19 protein-coding genes and 1 other RNA gene are annotated in these 20,236 nt (G+C 41.0%); 13 read left to right on the top strand and 7 right to left on the bottom strand.

What is annotated here, in order from left to right; all coding sequences use genetic code 11:
• Positions 1-8 precede the first annotated feature (8 nt).
• The gene (locus FTU70_RS06835) at positions 9-1,055 is read right to left on the bottom strand and encodes a rod shape-determining protein (RefSeq protein WP_004975408.1); all 1,047 of its coding nucleotides are present in this window, start codon (positions 1,053-1,055) and stop codon (positions 9-11) included.
• Between the two features lie 137 nt (positions 1,056-1,192).
• Between FTU70_RS06835 and gatC the strand changes: the two genes are divergently transcribed.
• The 4 genes from gatC to FTU70_RS06815 all read left to right on the top strand — a co-directional run bounded on the left by gatC (position 1,193) and on the right by FTU70_RS06815 (position 5,554).
• Complete coding sequence (gene gatC, locus FTU70_RS06830; protein WP_004975405.1) at positions 1,193-1,507, top strand: Asp-tRNA(Asn)/Glu-tRNA(Gln) amidotransferase subunit GatC; 315 nt, start codon at positions 1,193-1,195, stop codon at positions 1,505-1,507.
• A gap of 52 nt (positions 1,508-1,559) precedes the next feature.
• A complete protein-coding gene (gene gatA, locus FTU70_RS06825; protein WP_180060373.1) occupies positions 1,560-3,038 on the top strand; it encodes an Asp-tRNA(Asn)/Glu-tRNA(Gln) amidotransferase subunit GatA in 1,479 nt (492 codons plus the stop codon).
• Positions 3,038-4,513 carry an Asp-tRNA(Asn)/Glu-tRNA(Gln) amidotransferase subunit GatB gene (gene gatB / locus FTU70_RS06820; RefSeq protein ID WP_180060372.1) on the top strand — a complete coding sequence of 492 codons (1,476 nt, stop codon included), beginning with the start codon at positions 3,038-3,040 and terminating at the stop codon, positions 4,511-4,513. The genes gatA and gatB overlap by 1 nt, the downstream gene beginning before the upstream one ends.
• 90 nt (positions 4,514-4,603) lie before the next feature.
• On the top strand, positions 4,604-5,554 hold the full coding sequence (locus FTU70_RS06815) for a DUF5655 domain-containing protein (protein WP_179989360.1): 951 nt from the start codon (positions 4,604-4,606) through the stop codon (positions 5,552-5,554).
• Between the two features lie 181 nt (positions 5,555-5,735).
• Here FTU70_RS06815 and FTU70_RS06810 read toward each other — a convergent pair whose 3' ends face one another.
• Entirely contained in the window at positions 5,736-6,677 is a 942-nt protein-coding gene (locus tag FTU70_RS06810; RefSeq protein WP_180060389.1) for a hypothetical protein, read from the bottom strand.
• Positions 6,678-6,982: 305 nt separating this feature from the next.
• Positions 6,983-8,179, bottom strand: coding sequence for a peptide antibiotic transporter SbmA (gene sbmA, locus FTU70_RS06805; protein WP_179989358.1), 1,197 nt, complete (start codon positions 8,177-8,179; stop codon positions 6,983-6,985).
• Positions 8,180-8,574: 395 nt separating this feature from the next.
• Here sbmA and FTU70_RS06800 point away from each other — a divergent pair, with 395 nt between their 5' ends.
• Both FTU70_RS06800 and FTU70_RS06795 read left to right on the top strand, forming a co-directional pair.
• A complete protein-coding gene (locus tag FTU70_RS06800; protein WP_004975391.1) occupies positions 8,575-8,781 on the top strand; it encodes a hypothetical protein in 207 nt (68 codons plus the stop codon).
• Positions 8,782-9,445: 664 nt separating this feature from the next.
• Positions 9,446-10,804, top strand: coding sequence for an NAD(P)-binding domain-containing protein (locus tag FTU70_RS06795; protein ID WP_136144449.1), 1,359 nt, complete (start codon positions 9,446-9,448; stop codon positions 10,802-10,804).
• A 119-nt stretch (positions 10,805-10,923) separates the two neighbouring features.
• Here FTU70_RS06795 and glpK read toward each other — a convergent pair whose 3' ends face one another.
• Positions 10,924-12,408 carry a glycerol kinase GlpK gene (gene glpK / locus FTU70_RS06790; RefSeq protein ID WP_180060371.1) on the bottom strand — a complete coding sequence of 495 codons (1,485 nt, stop codon included), beginning with the start codon at positions 12,406-12,408 and terminating at the stop codon, positions 10,924-10,926.
• A 130-nt stretch (positions 12,409-12,538) separates the two neighbouring features.
• Here glpK and ssrA point away from each other — a divergent pair.
• The 7 genes from ssrA (at position 12,539) to FTU70_RS06755 (ending at position 17,994) form a co-directional block, all read left to right on the top strand.
• Positions 12,539-12,898, top strand: a transfer-messenger RNA (tmRNA) gene (ssrA, locus tag FTU70_RS06785).
• Positions 12,899-13,182: 284 nt separating this feature from the next.
• A complete protein-coding gene (locus FTU70_RS06780; RefSeq protein ID WP_180060370.1) occupies positions 13,183-13,425 on the top strand; it encodes a hypothetical protein in 243 nt (80 codons plus the stop codon).
• A gap of 185 nt (positions 13,426-13,610) precedes the next feature.
• Complete coding sequence (locus tag FTU70_RS06775) at positions 13,611-14,762, top strand: efflux RND transporter periplasmic adaptor subunit (RefSeq protein WP_004975381.1); 1,152 nt, start codon at positions 13,611-13,613, stop codon at positions 14,760-14,762.
• Positions 14,759-15,967: an ABC transporter permease gene (locus FTU70_RS06770; protein WP_136144179.1), complete on the top strand. Its 1,209-nt coding sequence runs from the start codon at positions 14,759-14,761 to the stop codon at positions 15,965-15,967. Before FTU70_RS06775 ends, FTU70_RS06770 begins: the two co-directional genes overlap by 4 nt.
• 1 nt (position 15,968) lies before the next feature.
• The gene (locus FTU70_RS06765; RefSeq protein ID WP_096902281.1) at positions 15,969-16,676 is read left to right on the top strand and encodes an ABC transporter ATP-binding protein; all 708 of its coding nucleotides are present in this window, start codon (positions 15,969-15,971) and stop codon (positions 16,674-16,676) included.
• A gap of 274 nt (positions 16,677-16,950) precedes the next feature.
• On the top strand, positions 16,951-17,208 hold the full coding sequence (locus tag FTU70_RS06760) for a hypothetical protein (RefSeq protein ID WP_004975373.1): 258 nt from the start codon (positions 16,951-16,953) through the stop codon (positions 17,206-17,208).
• A 3-nt stretch (positions 17,209-17,211) separates the two neighbouring features.
• Positions 17,212-17,994 (top strand): hypothetical protein, encoded by a 783-nt coding sequence (locus FTU70_RS06755; RefSeq protein WP_225543583.1) that lies wholly within the window; start codon positions 17,212-17,214, stop codon positions 17,992-17,994.
• 94 nt (positions 17,995-18,088) lie between these two features.
• On the opposite strand, the gene FTU70_RS06750 is transcribed toward FTU70_RS06755, so the two are convergent.
• The 3 genes from FTU70_RS06750 to FTU70_RS06740 form a co-directional block, all read right to left on the bottom strand.
• Positions 18,089-18,406 (bottom strand): hypothetical protein, encoded by a 318-nt coding sequence (locus tag FTU70_RS06750; protein WP_104852389.1) that lies wholly within the window; start codon positions 18,404-18,406, stop codon positions 18,089-18,091.
• A 140-nt stretch (positions 18,407-18,546) separates the two neighbouring features.
• On the bottom strand, positions 18,547-19,329 hold the full coding sequence (locus FTU70_RS06745) for a sulfite exporter TauE/SafE family protein (RefSeq protein ID WP_180060369.1): 783 nt from the start codon (positions 19,327-19,329) through the stop codon (positions 18,547-18,549).
• 44 nt (positions 19,330-19,373) lie between these two features.
• On the bottom strand, positions 19,374-20,057 hold the full coding sequence (locus tag FTU70_RS06740; RefSeq protein WP_136144181.1) for an MBL fold metallo-hydrolase: 684 nt from the start codon (positions 20,055-20,057) through the stop codon (positions 19,374-19,376).
• Between the last annotated feature and the right edge of the window lie 179 nt (positions 20,058-20,236).

Raw genomic sequence — 20,236 nt, 5'->3', positions numbered from 1 at the left:
CCTATGTATTAGCCAACAAATAACATATCGTGGTTTGGATTATCAAAGAATTCCAAGACCTTGCCACCACCACGGGTAACGCAAGTTAATGGTTCTTCTGCGACTACCACAGGCAAGCCAGTTTCTTGTGCCAAAAGCTTGTCTAGGTTACGCAATAACGCACCGCCACCGGTGAGCACAATTCCACGCTCTGCAATATCGGAAGAAAGTTCTGGTGGAGTTTGTTCCAGTGCAGATTTTACTGCCGATACAATGCTTTGTAACGGATCAGAAATGGCTTGGGTAATTTCATCAGAAGTTACAGTAATGGCACGTGGCACACCTTCTGCCAAGTTACGACCACGCACTTCAATTTCCAGTGGTTTAGCACCTTCATCTGGCAATGCCATGCCAACTTCTTTCTTAATGGTTTCTGCTGTGGTTTCACCAATCACACAACCATGTGCCTTACGCACGTAGTTAATGATTTGCTCATCAAATACATCACCACCAATACGCAATGAATCTGAATAAACACAACCTTGTAATGAAATGATCGCGATTTCTGTCGTGCCACCGCCAACATCTACCACCATTGAACCACAGGCTTGCTCGACTGGCATACCTGCGCCAATTGCTGCTGCCATTGGCTCTTCAATTAAACGTACATCACGTGCGCCTGCGTTAAACACGGCTTCACGAATCGCACGGCGCTCTACCAAAGTAGATTTGCATGGTACACACACCACTACACGCGGTGCAGGTGGGAATAAACGTTTTTCATGCACTTTGCCAATAAATTGGTTCAGCATGGTTTCAGTCACTTCAAAATCAGCGATGACACCATCTTTCATTGGGCGAATTGCAGAAATGTTTGCAGGGGTACGACCCAACATTTGTTTGGCATCAAGACCGACTGCGGCAACAATTTTCTGTGAACCGCTGTGACGAATTGCCACAACTGTCGGTTCATTTAATATAATGCCTCGTCCTGGCGCATAAATAAGTGTATTTGCTGTACCTAAATCAATGGCTAGGTCTGGCGAAAACAAGCCAATTAGTCGTTTTAGAATCACGGAGTCGTTCTCGATTAAACTTTATGTGGACGCAAGTTGGCAACTTTAACTAAATGTGGTGCGTTGAACAAGTCAATCGCTTATTATAACGCACGATATTTTGAAATTTTTTATTAATACTGATTTTAGGTGATGTTATGTCTACCTCGGATGCTCAGCATTCTGCAGATTTAAATGCACAAACAGTTTCAGCAATTGCCCATCTTGCTCGTCTTAAACTCAATGATACGCAATCTGCTGAGTATGCTCAAAGTCTAAATAAAATTTTAGGCATGATGGAAAGCTTAAAAGGCATAAATACCGATGACGTTGAGCCTTTAAAAAGCCCATTTGACCACCCTCAACCATTACGTGAAGACGTCGTAACCGAACAGAATCATCGTGAGCAATATCAAGCTGTTGCCCCTGCAGTTCAGGATGGCTTGTACCTTGTTCCACGTGTGATTGAATAATTTATTCGGCTGTTACATTTTGACTTCATAAAAAGGTAAAAGAATTTTTCTCATGACAGATTTACATCGCTTATCGATTCGTGAAATCTCTGAGGGTTTAGCGGCAGCCAAATTCTCCTCTCGCGAACTAACAGAACATTATTTAAAACGTATTGCCAAAATTGATCCGCAAGTGCGCTCTTATGTCACCGTGACCAATGAAGTAGCACTGGCACAGGCGGATGCAGCCGATGCATTACGTCAGGCGGGTCAAGCGACAGCACTGACAGGTATTCCTGTTGCACATAAAGATATTTTTTGTACCCAAGGCATTAAAACCTCTGCGGGTTCAAAAATGCTGGACAATTTTATCTCGCCTTATGACGCAACTGTGGTGGCACAAGGTAAAAATGCAGGTTTGGTCACTTTGGGTAAAGTGAACATGGACGAATTCGCAATGGGTTCAACCTCTGAAAGTTCGTTCTATGGCGCGACCAAAAACCCATGGGCACTTGACCATGTACCGGGTGGTTCGTCAGGTGGTTCTGCTGCTGTCGTGGCGGCTGACCTTGCACCATTTGCTACAGGTACAGATACAGGTGGTTCAATCCGTCAGCCTGCGTCTTTCTGTGGTTTGACTGGTCTCAAACCAACTTACGGACGTGTTTCACGTTACGGCATCATCGCTTATGCATCATCTTTAGATCAGGCAGGCCCAATGGCACGCTCTGCAGAAGACTGCGCATATTTAATGAATGTAATGGCAGGTCATGACGCCAAAGACTCAACCTCTATGGATAAAGCGGTTGAAGATTATGTGGCGAACCTGAATGCAACAACGCTCAAAGGCTTACGCATTGGTATTCCGAAACAATACTTCAATGTGGCTGGTTTAGATGCTGCGGTGAAAGCACGTGTTGAAGAATCACTAAAAAAATTAGAAGAATTGGGCGCAGTATTGGTTGAGATTGATCTCAACATGACTGAAAGCTACGTGCCAACTTACTATCTGATTGCGCCTGCAGAAGCATCGTCTAACCTTTCTCGTTACGATGGTGTGCGTTATGGCTACCGCGCAGAAAATCCTCAAGATATTTTAGATCTTTACAAACGCTCGCGTTCTGAAGGTTTTGGTGCAGAAGTACAACGTCGTATCTTGATTGGTACTTATGCCCTTTCTGCAGGTTATTACGATGCCTATTACGTGAAAGCGCAAAAGGTGCGTCGTTTAATTCAGCAAGACTTCTTAAAAGCCTTTGAACAGGTAGATGTAATTGCTGCACCGACTGCACCAACCACTGCATATAAAATTGGCGCATCTTTAGACCCTGTTGAAATGTATTTGGGCGATATTTACACCATTGCGGTGAACTTGGCAGGCTTACCAGCAATTAGTGCGCCTGTTGGTTTTGACCAAGACAACTTGCCTGTTGGTTTACAACTGATTGGCAACTACTGGTCTGAATCACAACTGCTATCTGTGGTACATCAATACCAACAAGCGACAGACTGGCATAGCAAACGCGCGGCAATTGCTGAGGAGAATGCATAATGGCGAGCAATCAAAAGAAAGCGAAATCAAACCTGATTGATGGCTGGGAAGTCGTAATTGGTATTGAGATTCACACTCAGCTTGCAACCAATTCTAAAATTTTCTCGGGCTCATCAACCGAATTTGGTCAAGACCCAAATACGCAAGCCAGCCTTGTTGATTTAGCTATGCCGGGCGTCTTGCCTGTGTTGAATAAAGAAGTGGTAGATTTAGCGATTCGCTTCGGTTTAGGTATTGATGCTTATATCGATCAGGCTTCTGTATTTGCACGTAAAAACTACTTCTACCCTGACTCCCCTAAAGGCTACCAAATTAGCCAGATGGATAACCCGATTGTAGGCTTGGGGCATATCGACATCCAACTTGAAGATGGTGCGGTGAAACGCATTGGCGTGACCCGTGCGCACCTTGAGGAAGATGCGGGTAAATCAATCCATGACCAATTTGAAGGCATGTCAGGCATTGACTTAAACCGTGCAGGCACGCCTTTATTGGAAATCGTATCTGAACCAGATATGCGCTCAGTTGAAGAAGCGGTTGCTTATATTAAAGCGATTCACACACTGGTGCGTTGGTTGGGTATTTCTGACGGCAACATGGCAGAAGGTTCATTCCGTGCGGACTGTAACGTGTCGCTACGTCGTCCAGGTCAGCCATTCGGTACACGTTGTGAGCTTAAAAACTTGAACTCATTCCGTTTCATTGAACAAGCGATCAATGTTGAAATTGAACGTCAAATGGAAATTTTGGAATGGGATGGCACCATTGATCAAGAAACACGTTTGTTCGATCCAGTGAAGATGGAAACGCGTTCAATGCGTTCGAAGGAAGAAGCGAACGATTACCGCTACTTCCCTGATCCAGACTTGTTGCCTGTGATTATTCCTGACGCGCAAATTGAAGCCATTAAGGCGACTATGCCTGAGCTTCCTGCTGCACGTCGTGCACGTTTCGTGGCGGACTTTGGTGTGACTGAGTACGATGCTCACGTACTGACACTGACTCGTGAAATGTCAGAGTTTTACGAAGCTGTAGTTGCTGCGGCTGGTGGTGCGGCTCAAGGTAAAGTTTCTGCAAACTGGGTAATGGGTGAATTCTCAGGTGCTTTAAATAAAGCAGGCTTAGATTTGGCTGATTCTCCTGTATCTGCGGAAAAACTTGGCGGTATGATCGCGCGTATTGTGGACAACACGATTAACGGTAAGATCGCGAAGCAAGTATTCGGCTTTATGTGGGACGAAGGCAAATCTGCGGACGAGATTATTGCTGAGAAAGGCTTGAAACAGGAAACTGATACAGGCGCGATTGAAGCAATCATTAAAGAAGTTCTCGCTGCCAATGAGAAGATGGTTGAAGAGTATAAATCTGGTAAAGAGAAAGCCTTTAACGGTCTTGTTGGTCAAGTGATGAAAGCAGCGAAAGGTAAAGCGAACCCTGCGCAAGTGAATGAATTGATGAAGAAATTGATTGGTTGATTAATTGACTAATTCTTTGTTTTTATGAGATAAACCTCACTTCGTGTGGGGTTTATCACAATATACTTTTAAATCATAGAATGACTTAACATGCCAATATTTGAAATTAAAGATCAACAACAATTACAAGTTGTAGAAAAAACCAACTTCTTATTAGAAAAAGATCTGCAAAATTTAATTGAAAAGAATTTAATCCCTGTTTTTAATTGCAAGTTTATTGCTAGTGAGTTTTCAACTGGTGCAATACATGCAGGGCGCATTGATACACTCGCATTATCTGAAGACAACAACCCAGTCATTATTGAATATAAAAAAGTAGAGTCATCCGAACTCATTACTCAAAGTTTATTTTATCTACATTGGATTCAAGACCACAAAGGTGATTTTGAAGTCGCAGCTAAAAAAGTTTTAGGGCAAAACATTGAGATAGATTGGTCTGATATTCGCGTTATTTGTATTGCACCAAACTATAAAAAGTATGATTTACATGCAGTACAAGTGATAGGTGCAAATATTGAACTATGGCGTTACCAGCTATTTTCTAACCAAAGCCTATATCTCGAAGAAGTATTTCATACAGCCACATCAAATGCTCACGCTTTAACACATTCAACCGATCAGCCTACAAAAAATCCTGTGATGGTTGCTGCAGGAAAAAAAGCTGCAATTACCAGAAGTATTGGACAATATTCAATAGATGACCACTTAGCAAATAAGCCTAAAGAAATCATTGATCTGATCGAAGCTTTACAGGAGCTTATGATGCAAATTGATGAATCTATCGAGGAAATTCCTAAAAAATATTATATTGCTTATAAAAGCACTCAAAATATCCTAACTGTAGAAGTCCGAGCAAAAAACTTAAAAATTTATTTAAAATTAAAGCCTGAAGATATACCTACAAATACATCAAATTACCGTGATGTTTCCAATATTGGGCATCATGGAGTTGGCGATGTTGAATTTACAATTTGCACAATTGAAGAATTAAATGCAATACGGTCTTATATTGAACTTAGTTATAATAAAATCGGTGGATAACCCTTTTTATTCATACAATAAGAGTTTTTTTAATAGCAAAGGCGATTTATAAGTACACCTAGTTAGCAAACTTACTTGCAGCTTAGGACGTGTGCAATACTTAATGTACTTTTAATCTCTACTTGCTAATAAGCATTACTTAGCAAGTGCACAAATAAAAATTTAATGTGAGGCAATCACCTCACTTCATTCCTCTCAACATATTCTTAGCCCCTGCATGATTATAATTATTGGCTAAATTCTGCAAAATACGTTTTGCCTGTGCATCTGAATTTGGAAAACGACTCCGATAACTCGAAACACCCGTTAAACAACGTGCCACCAACATACCAGATTCTGTATAAATACGTGTACCCTCTGCGCCCTGTAACTTGCCATAGTTATAAGCACGTTGCGCATTATTACAGGCATTAATTTGATTACGCCCACTGTTTAAATCACGACGCGCAGCGACATATAAACGTGTCTGTTGCTGTTGTGGTGTTTCAACCACACGTGGTGGAGCTGTTTTTAATGATGCAACTACAGGCTCTTTTTTCTCTTCAGGTTTTTCTTTCACTTCAGCAACTTTAGTTGCATTTGTTGTTTTTGGATTACTTGGAGCTGCTTTAGGTGCAGCCTTTGCAGGTGTAGAAACCGCGCGGTAAAAACGTCGTGCTTCATCTTCAGACATTATTTTAGTGACCAAACTCACTACTCGCGCTTCACCACGCTGTTCCAACTGGCGCTCTGCCACAGGTTCAATAGATACAATCCAACTTTCGCCCTGATTACCTACACAGCGGTATGCCCCAATCCCCTGTTTTACATCTCGATAAGTATTGAGTAGTTTTTTAGACCATGCATTTTTGACTAAACTCATTGAGCTTTTATAGGCCAGCGTTAAGCGTCCATTTTGTGACTGACAATAGCTGCCCATATATTTACGTGGAATCATAGATTCAGCAGGCTGATCTTTGCGCTGTGGCCCCCAATAATAGACATATTCTTTAGCGGCACCACTGGGCTGATTTAAGTTTTTTTGAACAATCAGTTCTTGTGCAGATGCAAAATGCTTCACCGAATTTGGGCTATATTGATCGACTGTTGCACAACCAAATAATAGGCTGCCCACCCCCCCCATCAAAAGTATTTTTTTGCAGGTCACGTTTCAATTCTCAATTGTTTTTATAGGAATGAAAATATATGAATTAGCGGAAAATAACAAATCTAACACCTTGATTTTATAGTTAAATAATCATCGCTTTATTTGAATCGCGTTTGATATTTTTATAAAACAATCCAATTCATCACAGTTTTTTATGATTTTGAATACTAACAATCATATTATTTTTTATACAACTGTTCAGATCTATTTATATTTAGCAATCATGGCTCTGAACATGTGAACGCGACATCCACAACAAATCATGGATGTCGCCACCACAACTAGTGATCCAATGTCGATTCAAATGCTTTTAAACGCTTATAGATAGACAAGAGCTCAATAATGGTTGGCCAAGATGCAATCAGATACTGAAAAGATTCACGGACTTTGCCAAATACGTTGGCAATTTGCATCATCAAACCCAATGTAATAGCCCCTGCGGCAATACTTGGGAACAACACAAATAAACCATAAATATTGTCCAATTGCATGTACCAAATGCGTACCAAGTTAAAATAGGCATAGTGGAAATATAAACGGAAATAGTTCAAACGCACTTTGCTAAACAGTTCTTTTAAACTCAGCGGATCAGCACGTTCAGCGTGATCTTCACCATAAACCAATTCTTTACGATAAGCCGCCTCAACTTTTTGGTTATTAAATTCCAGACCTGGTAACTTCGCACCCACCACAATTAACACCACTGTACCAAATACTGCCCAACCCACTGCAGCCCAAACTAAGGCATACGAAATTTCCCCCACTATAGGCAGGGCTTTGACATGCACAGACAAACTAAACAGCACAGGTAAAAATGCCAACAAAGTCATTAGGGCTTCGACTAAATTTACCCCTAAAGTTTCCATGGTTCTGGCAAAGCGCATGGTATCTTCTTGAATACGCTGTGAAGCCCCTTCAATATGTCTGAGTTTTTCCCAATGTGCGGTGTAATAATTATTCATTGCCGTACGCCAACGAAAAACATAGTGACTAACAAAAAATAAATTCAAAACCATTAAGGTCACTGCCACCATGGCGATGTATAAAAAGGTCAGCACACCTGCATAGAGTTCATTGACATCTCCACCGCCACTACTGAGCATTTTTTGAATCAGGTCATAAAATGGGTTGTACCAGGCATTCACCACAACATTGACTTGTACCCCAAACCAAATATTGAACAGGATGAATGCCGATCCCCATACCGACCAACGCTGCCACGGGTTATTAGATTTAAATTTCCAAAAGGTGGCAAAAATAGTGGTTGATACAAAAAACCAGAAATAAAACCATAAAAATGCAGGTGACCAAAAACGACTGACATCAATGGGTAATGTTGCTTCGGCATAACCTTGTGGGAAGCCAATCCAACTGCCCCATGCGCTACCGCCTGAATACCACAAAGCCAGATTAATGGCGAACCAAACAAGCAATGAAATAAAAAACCACTTTGGATTTGGAAAAAATGACTTAAACATGCAGACAAAAAGCCTTTATTTTTTAATTTGGAATGTAAAACCCAGTGCCTTCACCACTTAAAAAAGCGTGAATGGATACTTTAACTTTTATACTTTATACGCTGTTTTTTCAGCAATAATTTTATTTTTATACTGAAAACTGTAAATTTCATCAATCGGCTATATTTTACTGCGCTGTTCATTTGCCATTCATCTAAGAAATTACATCAAATTTCAATTTCTTATATTTTTAAAATGTCAAATTATGAAGTATTGGGCAAATTTATTGCGATTTTTTGACCAACAATTCAAGTACAAAATATTTAAACCCGACACAAATTTACGATTTTGTGTAGATTATTCATCAATTTACTATATAATACAGTTGATTAAAAATAACTCATTTAGGGTGCGGTATGGAATCTCCAACAGAAAACATTGCTATTGAGCTACTTGAACCTATTGTTCTACGTAAAGAAAACTGCGCACCAATTGAATTCGAGCAAGGTACAATTTTAAAAGTTTTATTGGTTAATCCTAACTCCTACTTGGTTACCGTAGACGACGAATTTAACTTTACTGTCTCTTTAGAAGATGAAAATAAGGTGTGGCGTAAACTTTAATTACTGAGTCGCCACAAACTTTAATGATTGAATGTACGCAAAGCACATTCAATCATTAGATAAAGCTTGATAAATACGCTACTGCTTTCATGGCTTATAAAAACTAAACTTTCATTACACCTATCAATCACAGCATCCTTTTAATTTTTCAGAAGTCCACTTCGGGTATGGCTCTCTGAAAATGTTGCCTAAGATTCAGTTTTCAATCCTCTGTATATCATTGTAGATTTTGCAACAATCTCATCAAAATCACCTTTATATTGGGCAAAATGAGATAAAAATTAGCTTTAAATTTTCATCTTATTTTCTCTATAAAAATCAATAAAATATACCAATTGATCAAACCAAAACAACAACAGCAATGACTTTAAATTCACTTTTACAACTAAGCAAAACCAAAATTAATCAAAAATTATGATAAGATCATGCTTCTTGTAAAACACATTTTTTTATAAAGATGAGTTGCTTAAGCAATTTTTACTGTCTTTAGTGTGTTTTATTTTTTCTATTTTTTTAATTCACATCCTATTTTGACAAGATCTACTTGATCTCTAAATTTAGGATTGTATTTGCTTATTTTTATAATGCGGATATTTAAAATCCTGAATTGTGTCACTCAAAATTGGAGAAGTAATTAAGAACTCAAAAACTAATGGAGATAGCAATGGATCGAATTGCAATTATTGGCGCTGGCCCAAGCGGCATGGCCCAATTAAGAGCGTTTCAGTCAGCAAAGGCCAAAGGTCTACAAGTTCCTGAAATTGTATGTTTCGAAAAACAAAATGATTGGGGTGGACTCTGGAACTATACTTGGCGCACAGGTATAGATGAACATGGCGAACCTGTCCACGGCAGTATGTACCGTTATTTATGGTCAAATGGCCCTAAAGAAGCGCTAGAATTTGCCGATTATACTTTTGATGAACACTTCAAAAAACCAATCGCGTCTTATCCGCCACGCGCAGTGTTGTGGGATTATATTCAAGGTCGTGCAGAAAAAGCACAGGTGAAAGACTTAGTCCGCTTTAATACCGCCGTTCAGCATATTCATTATGATGATGCGACGCAAAAATTTACGGTTGATGTCGAAGATTACGCACAGCAACGTCATTATTCAGAACAGTTTGATTATGTTGTGGTGGCCTCTGGGCACTTTTCTACCCCGCGTGTCCCTGTTTATGAAGGCTTTGATCAATTCCATGGTCGTATTTTACACGCGCATGATTTCCGTGATGCACTGGAATTTAAAGGTAAATCAGTGCTGTTGGTGGGCAGCAGCTACTCTGCCGAAGACATTGGTTCGCAATGTTATAAATACGGCGCCAAACAAATTTACAGTTGCTATCGCAGTAAAGCCATGGGCTTTAAGTGGCCCAAAAACTGGTCTGAAAAACCACAATTACTGCGTGTAGATGAAAATACTGCTTATTTTGGTGATGGAACATCGGCCAAAATTGATGCCATTATTTTATGTACGGGCTATTTACACCACTTCCCGTTTATTGAAGATGGCTTGCGCCTCAGAACGCATAACTGCCTTTATCCACTAGGTTTATATCAAGGTGTGGTTTGGGAAAAGAATCCACGTTTGTTCTATTTGGGTATGCAAGATCAATGGTACACCTTCAATATGTTCGATGCGCAGGCATGGTTTGTCCGCGATGTGATTTTGGGCAAAATTGCGTTGCCAAGCATAGAGGAAATGCAAAGCCATACCCAAACCTTGCATGAAAAAGAACAACGCTTAATGAGCGATGAACAATCTGCACGTTTTCAAGGGGATTACATCAAACGCCTGATTGCGCAGACCGACTATCCATCTTTCAATATTGATGCAGTACACGATATTTTCATGCAATGGAAAAAGCATAAAAAAGAAAATATTATGGGCTTTAGAGATAAAGTTTATCGCTCAGTGATGACAGGAAAAATGGCTAAACCGCATCACACACCATGGCTTTATGCACTAGATGATTCTTTGGAAAGTTATCTAGAAGATGAAGCTCAACGTGAGGCAATGTAAGGCGTAATCTAAAAGATCAAAGTAACGAAAAAACAGCTACAAGCCTCAAAAGTTTTGCTGATGAGGCTTGTGGTTTAAAGATTTATTTCAACTTAGCGTTATTTTAGAAATAGCGCTGATTATAAGTCTGACTTAGCACGTTTTAAGGCTTGTTGCCAACGCGCTAAATGTTCTGCACGCTCTGCTTCATTCATTTGGGGTTCAAATACCCGATCTAACTGCCAAGATGCTGAAATTTCAGATAAGTCAGAAAATACACCCGCCTTTAAACCTGCCATAGCTGCTGCTCCCCAAGCGGTTGATTCCAACATTTTAGGACGTAACACAGGCACATTTAAAATATCGGCTTGGAATTGCATCAACATATCATTTTGACTAGCACCACCATCGACTCGAAGCTCTTTCAGTGGATGATCTAAATCGGATTGCATCGCAGTGAGTACATCCGACACCTGAAATGCAATGGATTCCAAGGCAGCACGGGCAATATGTGCCTTGTTGGTGCCACGTGACATTCCACATAAAAGCGCTCGCGCTTCACTGTCCCAATGTGGCGCACCAAGCCCTGTAAATGCAGGAACTAGCACTACACCATCGCTAGAAGTTACACTATTGGCAAGTTGTTCCACATCGCTGCTTTTTTGGATAATACCCAAACCATCGCGCAGCCATTGCACTACAGCACCTGCCATAAAAACACTGCCTTCAAGGGCAAAATGGGTTTGATTTTGACATTGCCACGCCAAAGTAGTGAGTAACTTATTTTGGCTAAATTGCACCTGATTGCCTGTATTAAACAACATAAAACAGCCTGTGCCGTAGGTATTTTTTGCTGTACCAACTTCAAAGCACGATTGCCCAAACAACGCCGCCTGCTGATCGCCTAAAATACCTGTAATTGGGATATTCGCCCCCAATAAACCCGTTGCGGTATCTGCAATATAGCTGTCGGATGCAATAATTTTAGGTAAAACTGATGCGGGAATTTGAAATAATTCCAGCAATTCTTCATCCCAAGTTTGGTGATGTAAATTCATCAACATCGTTCTTGAAGCATTACTCGCTTCAATGACATGCTCTGCGCCTTGGGTCAAATTCCAGATTAACCAACTGTCGATGGTGCCAAAAGCCACATGCCCCAGCTGTGCCAATGCTTTTAATCCATCGACATGCTCAAGCAGCCACACCAGTTTGCCTGCACTAAAATACGGATCTATACGCAGACCTGTTTTTTCCTGAATCAATTGCATCTGATTATTTTGAATCAAGTGATGACACCAATCAGCCGCACGACGATCTTGCCAAATTATTGCAGGCGCTAATGGTTTGCCTGTGCGTTTATCCCACACCACTGTGGTTTCACGTTGATTGGTCACACCAATTGCGCGAATGTCTTTAGCCAAAATACCTGCAGTCGCCAGAGCCTGTTGCACCACAGCAATTTGATTTGACCAGATTTCTTGAGCATCTTGCTCCACCCAACCTGAATGTGGGGTCTGAATATGGGTTTCTCGTTGTGCCGTTGCCTGAACTTGTCCGTGTTCATTGAAGATGATAGCGCGACTAGAGGTTGTGCCTTGATCGAGTGCTAGTAAATAACTCATATTTTTTATTGTGTTTGACTTGAAAAATAAAATATTAGCGCAATTATGTAACTAAGCGCATCGAAATGTGTAATTGTGCAGAAAATACATCGTAATTTTTGCCAGCTATGCTATGATTGCGCTGTGATATGGGGATGTTATTGGCTTCGACGCTGATGATGAAGCTCATAGATGCATGCCGAGAGCGCATTTTCTCTCGTAAATCAAATTTGCATTAAAATAGTCGCAAACGACGAATCTTACGCTCTAGCTGCCTAAGGGCCGCTTGTCCGCTTCACTGAATACTTGTGGTCAGTGAACCCGACTGAAGCGCACGCACACAAGTCCGTATAGAGTTGAGCCTCGGGACTTTATACCAAACTTAGAGGATCGCACTTTAAACCCTGTTCGTCGGGTCTTAGAGTGTTAAAACAATAGACGATATCTAAGCATGTAGTATTCTCGAGTGTAGTGTTGGCGGACGCGGGTTCAACTCCCGCCATCTCCACCAAATTCTTAAATTCATATGAAGTTACATAACTAAATATGACTAAAAAATCCTTAAACATCAGTGTTTAAGGCTTTTTCTATGGGTTTTGCGTCCAATGCTATCCAGAACAAATTGACCCAAATTTGAATAAATTGGGTCAAAATTGCGTCAATTTGACCCACAACTTTTAGATCTATAATGACCTGAAGCGAAGTACATCTCTCAAACAACCCTTGTCATAAATTTGTAATGTTTGTTGCTTATAAATTCTTAGAAATTTCAACTTTATATTTTAAGGTTCAGGAATGTCAGCAAACATCAGCTTAAAGTATCTAAATTCATTGATCAGTGATGCTCAGACTAAAGGCAATAAAATTGAGAAAATATTATTAGGCTATAAGGCTTATTATTTTTTCATGTCAGATAGTGAGTTCCATAAGGCAGTGACTAGCTCTGCACTCTCGCCAAGCAAACGCAAATATAAAGACCATAAAATTAAAGTGACCCAAGACGACTATCAAATTGAGGTAAAACTTCACGAAAAATGATCAGGATTGCTCACTTTTGCACAATACAGGTTCAAATCCACTTTTAGGATTTGAGCCTTTTTATTGGACGGTTTATTCATCTCCAAACATTTTTCGCTTTCACTCCCCAAACCGAATAACTCACCCGCACAACAACAAAATAGATTATATTATCCTTAATTGATAAAAAATTATGCGGAGTACACATGCAGGTATTTCCCTTAGGCAAGCGAACGATTTCCGTGATTGTGGTCATTGTAGCTTTGGTTTTATTGTTAATTTACGTAGTCTTACGCACAGGCCCATTTGCCCCTGTCAACGTCACCCTCACGCAAGTCAAATATCAATCCATTCAACCTAGCCTGTTTGGCGTAGCAACCGTTGAAGCGCGTTATAATTATAAAATTGGCCCAACTGCAGCAGGTCGCTTAAAAAACTTAAAAGTAGATATTGGCGATAACGTACAAGCAGAACAACTGTTAGGCGAAATGGATCCTGTCGATCTAGAAGATCGTTTATTGGCTCAACGTGCGATAATCCAAAAAATTACCGCTCAGCAACAAGACACTCAAATCCGTCAAAATTTTGCGCAGCAACAAGTCAATCGTTATCAACAACTAGCTAAAATCAATGCCACCAGCCAAGAATCTTTAGCCATTAAACAACAAGAGCTCGATTTGGCAACGGCGGCACTCAGCGCGATGCAACAAGAACTCAATAAAGCACGTGCAGACCTGAATACCTTACAAGCACAGCGTGATAATTTAAATTTAGTGGCCACAGCTGCAGGTGTCGTCACTGCACGTTATGCAGAACCGGGTTCAACGGTGGTAGCAGGTCAAACCGTACTAGAAATTGTCGATCCTAACTCCATTTGGATGAATGCCCGTTTCGATCAATCCAGTGCGATTGGTTTAGCTGCTGACTTACCAGCTCAAATTCATTTACGTTCACGGCAAAATAATGCTTTGGCAGGTCATGTGTTATGGGTAGAACCTCGTGCCGATGCCATTACCGAAGAAATTTTAGCTAAAGTGGTTTTTAATCAACCTCCAACGCCTCTTCCGCCTTTGGGTGAGTTAGCAGAAGTCACCATCAGCCTCGCACCATTGGCACGCAGCTTAACCATTCCCAATGCGGCAGTTCACCGTATCAATAACCAAGTAGGCGTGTGGAAAGTTGTGGCCGAAAAGCCGCAATTTGTTGAAGTTCAATTAGGACGTTCAAATTTAGCGGGCGATGTGCAAGTGCTCGCAGGCTTATCCGAAAATGATCAAGTGGTGCTGTATAGTGAAAAACCCCTACATGCCAAAAACCGTTTACGGGTTGTCAAGCAACTTGCAGGAGCAGCTAAATGATTAGTCTGGCAGGTCGTGATATTTTCCATTCATGGGGTAAATTTGTATTTACTGGCTTTGGACTCGGCTTGCTGATTGGTGTGACCTTAATTATGGCTGGCGTGTATCGCGGCATGGTAGATGATGCCAAAGCCCTGCTGAATAACAGTGGTGCTGACCTATGGGTAGTGCAGCAAGATACACTTGGCCCTTATGCAGAACCTTCAAGTGTGCGTGATGATTTATATCGCAGCGTGATGAATATGCCCGGGGTGGCGCATGCTTCAAATATTACTTATTTAACCATGCAAGTGCATCATCAAGATAAAGATATTCGCTCGATGGTGGTCGGGATTCAAACAGGTGAACATGCGTGGAATAACTTGGGGTGGCCGCCACATTTATTGGCAGGACGTCAATTGACCCGCGGGCACTATGAAGCCGTAGCCGACATGAGTACGGGATTAAAGTTGGGTGATCGTATTAAAATCCGTCGTAACACCTTTACCGTGGTGGGTTTAACCCGACGCATGGTGTCTTCGGGTGGTGACCCGATGATTTTTATTCCGCTGAAAGATGCACAACAGGCGCAATTCCAAAAGGACAATGCTGCCATTTTACAAGACCGTAGACGAATTGCAGTAAACCCAATTTATAACCGCCCTGCTTATCCTGACTTGCTTGAAAGCGTACTCAATGCACAAAGTAGCAACCGTTATGTGAATGCTATTTTAGTCCGTTTAAATGCAGGTGCTTCAGCTGAAGAAACAGCAGCACATATTCAGCGTTGGCAACAACTAACAGTCTATACCCGCCCGCAGATGGAACACATTTTAATCAGCAAAATGATTGCCACATCCGCCAAACAAATTGCCATGTTTTTGGTGATTTTGGCCTTGGTCAGCGCCGCGATTGTGGCATTTATTATTTATACCCTGACTATGGACAAAATTCGTGAAATTGCGGTCTTAAAATTAATTGGCACACGCAATCGCACAATCGCTTGGATGATCTTGCAACAAGCACTCGCGCTTGGATTAATTGGGTTTGCTGTTGGTAAAATCAGTTCAACCTTTGCCGCACCATATTTCCCGAAATATGTCTTATTGGTTCCGCAAGATTCTATTTTTGGATTTATTGCGGTGATGCTGATTTGCATGTTAGCCAGTTTGGTTGCAATTCGGATGGCACTGCGCATTGACCCTGCCGAAGCAATTGGGGGATAACATGACACACGGCATTTTAATTGAAGGTTTAAAAAAGCGTTTTGGACAAGGTGACAATGCCTTTTATGCCTTAAAAGATGTCAAAATGCAGGTTGCACCCGGTGAAGTGGTTGGGCTGATTGGCCCCTCAGGTTCGGGTAAAAGCACCTTGCTCAAATGTTTAGGTGCCGTGATTGATCCTACCGAAGGACGCATGACTTTGGGCGATGAGGTGATTTTTGATCAACGTTGGTTAGTCAAAGACTTAAGTGCCTTACGCCGCGATAAAATTGGTTTTATGTTCCAAACCCCGTACTTAATTCCTTTTTTAAATGTTTTGGATAATGTAGCGCTGCTGCCGATGTTAGCAGGCGTAGCCAATGACATTGCCCGCGCCCGCGCATTGGAAATTTTAACGGCGCTCGATGTGCAGCATCGGGTACATGCCATGCCTGGGCAATTGTCTGGTGGTGAACAACAGCGTGTCGCCATTGCACGTGGTTTGATTAATCAACCGCCTGTGATTTTAGCCGATGAACCCACTGCACCATTGGATAGTGTACGCGCGATGACCGTGATTCGCTTATTACACGAAATGGCAGAAAAATTTCAAACTGCAATTATTGTAGTCACACATGACGATAAAATCATCCCTACCTTTAAACGCTTGTACCACATTCGAGATGGTGTGACTTATGAAGAACAAGGCGAAGGACGTCCTTTTAAGTAGGCTCTAAAGTTTTCAGCGCTGGAAACTGATGTTTTAGCTCAATATCAAAAGCAATAAAATATCTGCATTTCAAGTTACATGCGACACAATGCTAAAAAACGGTTGATGTGGTATTCTGATAGCATCAGAAATGCAAAAATATAATACTTACTAGCTTCATACTGTTCTTGGAATTTAATCAAAATACGCATATATTGATTAAATAGAGCAATTTATTCTTAATCCAAGAATTGACGCGCTAACCATGAAACTTAATCACCTAGAGGTTTTAGATATGTCAACTAGAAACCGAACCAATGAAAGTGAAATCGCTACAGCTGCAGCTGACGTTTTGCGTGAACGCTTCATTGCAGTAGCTCACAGTGATCGAGTACTTTATGTGGAAAATGATGCCTTAGTCAGCAAAACCCCGAATGGCAAACCAGTTTTAATCAAACAGTTATCTGGTCGGAACCCTGATCTAGCCCGCCAGTTTAATGGTCGCAGAACCTTTAAAATTAGAAAACGTAACATAGAGGCTACTGCAGAATAATTTATGTTGCCAAAAACACCTCGAATCAGAATGTTTGCGGGTCCAAATGGATCGGGCAAAAGTACGATGATTAATGGTTTAGATAGCCGTTTATCTAAATTGTTTTTGAATGCTGACAACCTTGAGCGCGATCTTAAAGCCACACCCATTCTTGATCTAAGTCAATTTGATATACGCATTAATGCAAACATATTGGTTGATTATCTTACTCAAGCAAGTCGACCACTAAAAAATGCAGATGGTACTCTAAGCAAAAGTCCTCTCCTCTCAGTAGATCCTGTGATTGATGGAAGCTTAATCGACTTAAGCGGGAACACGATTGATTCCTACCTCGCAGCCCGAATTCTTGATGTCATCCGTAAAGAGTTACTTACGCTTAAGGTTGGATTTACATTTGAAACCGTAATGTCTCATGAGAGTAAAATCGAGTTTTTGCGAGATGCTAAAACGCAAGGCTATCGTACCTATTTATACTTTGTGACGACTGAGGACCCTGATATTAATGTGGACCGAGTTAAACAACGTGTGAAAAATGGTGGTCATCCAGTCGAAGAAATTAAAATCCGTGAACGCTATTTCCGCACTATGCACATGTTGATTGATGCGATTGAAGTATCTGACCGAGCGTATTTATTTGATAACTCAAGTAATGCGACCAAGAATATGGCTTCTTATATCTGTGAAGTGACTAACGGAGATACATTGATCATTAATCCAGATTTTAAAGGAGAGTTTCCGATCTGGTTTGAAAAATATGTACTTGTTCATTTGGTTGATGAAGAATAAAAAAACCGCGCTTGAATCATTCAAACGCGGTTTTTTAAATATTCACAGGTCAGTAAACTGAACCCATCGGCATCTTACTCAGCCAACATTTTACTCAGTATTCATAGCCATTGTTGATTGACCATTGCTGCAATTTGCCATAATAGATTTCATCACTGAACAGCAGGTCTGCTTTAGAGGCAGCATTACTTTCTTCGGTTGGGCAGAAACCATCATCACAATCGGCATCGACAACCCAGCAACCACGCACAAATAATACTTTATTGCCTTCTTGCTCCAGTTGTTTCTGAACGCGATCAATCGCTTCATGTAAGTCATCTGCGCCTAAATATGCGGTCAAATACGCATAAGAGCCTGTTTCATCGGATGCTTTACGGAACTCGACACCCACACAAAATAAATGTTTTTTCATTCTTGGCTCCTTGTCATCTTATACAGCTAAACTAATCTTTAATTTGGTCTAGGTCTAGTGCTTTTTCTTACACTTAACAATACGTTACCTATTCACAATACTGCAGTTCAAAGTAAAAACATAGTATCCAAATATTAGACTTAAGCCATAATCGCTGTATAAATGAGGTAGAGCGCAACACCAATGACTGTTGTAGCAAATACCTTTTGTACAGTATTGCTATTCATGCGATGTACCAAAGTACGTCCAAGTAACATCCCGACAATACACGCCAGAACAAAGGTGATGGTGACTGCCATTGGGTACTGAAAGCCATCTAAAACGTGTGCTGAAATACTCACGCCACCAATCAGGAAAATAATCATCAAAGAGGTTGCGACGATACTGCGCATATCCAAATCGGTAAATTTACGCAATAACGGCACAATAATAAAACCACCGCCCACACCCAACAAACCCGTCAGCAAGCCTGCAATTACACCAACACCACCAAGCAAAGACGCCGTTTTAACATTCCAAATTAAGCGTCCTGTGTTTTGGTTTACCTTACACGGTGGATTAATTTGGTCGTTGACTTTATTAAAGAAAATACGATACGCCACAATAAACATGACCAGACTGAACGCCAGTGTTAACCACATGGGCGGCACAATACCTGCCAAATGCACCCCATAACGCGCAGATGGAATACTGATTAGGGCAATCCACAATGCAGCACGATAACGCACAATACGTTTGAACAAGCCTTCAACTGTGCCAACCAAAGCCGCCAAAGTGACTGCCAATAAACCGACAGGTGCAGCCTGCGCCACAGTCCAGCCCTGACTTGCCATAAGTGCAGGAACGGCAAGAATACCGCCCCCTGCCCCAGTTAAACCCAGCAAAGTACCAATCGCCAAGCCTTCTAGGATTAACATCCACATGCGTATTTCCCCCTATTCCATCACTATGTTGTGCTGTGCAAACATCACTTGCCACAAACTTTGTTGGCAGGCAAAGCCACATCAATATGTTTTGGATAAGGCAGGTTTAAATTCTGCATGAGGGTAATAAATTCCGCTTTGGTGCGCCCTTGTCCTAAACGCGAGTTATTGCGTTTTTCCTGCCCAACGGTAGAAGACACACGCCCTTTGTAGTCATGCCCTGGGTACACCAAAGTGTCATCAGGTAAGCTAAAAATTTGTAGATGAATGCTGTCATATAAAGTCGCTGGGTTGCCTTCCTGAAAGTCAGTACGACCACAACCATCAATTAACAACGCATCGCCAGTGAATACCATGCCATTGACCACATAGCTGGTACAGGCGTTGGTATGACCCGGGGTATAACGTGCTTCAATCAATAATTCACCCACACGAATGGCGCTGCCATCGGTAATGAAAATATCGCCACACACCACACCTGAATTACGATGTAATACAGTTTTACAACCAAAACGTGTTCTGAGTTCGTTGGCAGCAGTAATATGGTCAGCGTGTACGTGCGTATCTAAGCTATACACCAATTGCAAATCATGCTGTTCTAGAAAAGCAGCATATTGCTCAACCTCTGAAATTACAGGGTCAATCAGCACCGCTTCACGGGTTTGTTCAGATGCCAATAAGTAAGTATAGGTCGAGCTGTCAGCTTCAAAAAATTGATGAAAGATCATGAGATAGATACTGAGTTTTATATTTTGTTATTCTTAATTTTGCAAATATAGTGCCAACTTAATCTCTTTTAAATATATTAATAAAATACAATATATTAAGAGATATTGTTTAATTTAGATCATCCTCCATGTTTCACATCTGTTGCATTTTGTGTTTCAATTGAATCAATAATGAAACA

The organism is Acinetobacter sp. YH12135, assembly GCF_013418565.1.
GTDB classification, from domain to species: domain Bacteria; phylum Pseudomonadota; class Gammaproteobacteria; order Pseudomonadales; family Moraxellaceae; genus Acinetobacter; species Acinetobacter towneri.
This window is presented reverse-complemented; position numbering and strand designations above follow the sequence as displayed.

Bases quoted from the DNA above. Each gene is read 5' to 3' on its own strand.
- FTU70_RS06760 (WP_004975373.1), top strand. From the start codon at position 16,951: ATGTCAACTAGAAACCGAACCAATGAAAGTGAAATCGCTACAGCTGCA.
- gatC (WP_004975405.1), top strand. From the start codon at position 1,193: ATGTCTACCTCGGATGCTCAGCATTCTGCAGATTTAAATGCACAAACA.
- FTU70_RS06775 (WP_004975381.1), top strand. From the start codon at position 13,611: ATGCAGGTATTTCCCTTAGGCAAGCGAACGATTTCCGTGATTGTGGTC.
- FTU70_RS06795 (WP_136144449.1), top strand. From the start codon at position 9,446: ATGGATCGAATTGCAATTATTGGCGCTGGCCCAAGCGGCATGGCCCAA.
- gatB (WP_180060372.1), top strand. From the start codon at position 3,038: ATGGCGAGCAATCAAAAGAAAGCGAAATCAAACCTGATTGATGGCTGG.
- FTU70_RS06770 (WP_136144179.1), top strand. From the start codon at position 14,759: ATGATTAGTCTGGCAGGTCGTGATATTTTCCATTCATGGGGTAAATTT.
- FTU70_RS06740 (WP_136144181.1), bottom strand. From the start codon at position 20,057: ATGATCTTTCATCAATTTTTTGAAGCTGACAGCTCGACCTATACTTAC.
- FTU70_RS06745 (WP_180060369.1), bottom strand. From the start codon at position 19,329: ATGTGGATGTTAATCCTAGAAGGCTTGGCGATTGGTACTTTGCTGGGT.
- gatA (WP_180060373.1), top strand. From the start codon at position 1,560: ATGACAGATTTACATCGCTTATCGATTCGTGAAATCTCTGAGGGTTTA.
- glpK (WP_180060371.1), bottom strand. From the start codon at position 12,408: ATGAGTTATTTACTAGCACTCGATCAAGGCACAACCTCTAGTCGCGCT.
- FTU70_RS06750 (WP_104852389.1), bottom strand. From the start codon at position 18,406: ATGAAAAAACATTTATTTTGTGTGGGTGTCGAGTTCCGTAAAGCATCC.
- FTU70_RS06755 (WP_225543583.1), top strand. From the start codon at position 17,212: ATGTTGCCAAAAACACCTCGAATCAGAATGTTTGCGGGTCCAAATGGA.
- FTU70_RS06780 (WP_180060370.1), top strand. From the start codon at position 13,183: ATGTCAGCAAACATCAGCTTAAAGTATCTAAATTCATTGATCAGTGAT.
- FTU70_RS06810 (WP_180060389.1), bottom strand. From the start codon at position 6,677: ATGGGGGGGGTGGGCAGCCTATTATTTGGTTGTGCAACAGTCGATCAA.
- FTU70_RS06765 (WP_096902281.1), top strand. From the start codon at position 15,969: ATGACACACGGCATTTTAATTGAAGGTTTAAAAAAGCGTTTTGGACAA.
- FTU70_RS06800 (WP_004975391.1), top strand. From the start codon at position 8,575: ATGGAATCTCCAACAGAAAACATTGCTATTGAGCTACTTGAACCTATT.
- sbmA (WP_179989358.1), bottom strand. From the start codon at position 8,179: ATGTTTAAGTCATTTTTTCCAAATCCAAAGTGGTTTTTTATTTCATTG.
- FTU70_RS06815 (WP_179989360.1), top strand. From the start codon at position 4,604: ATGCCAATATTTGAAATTAAAGATCAACAACAATTACAAGTTGTAGAA.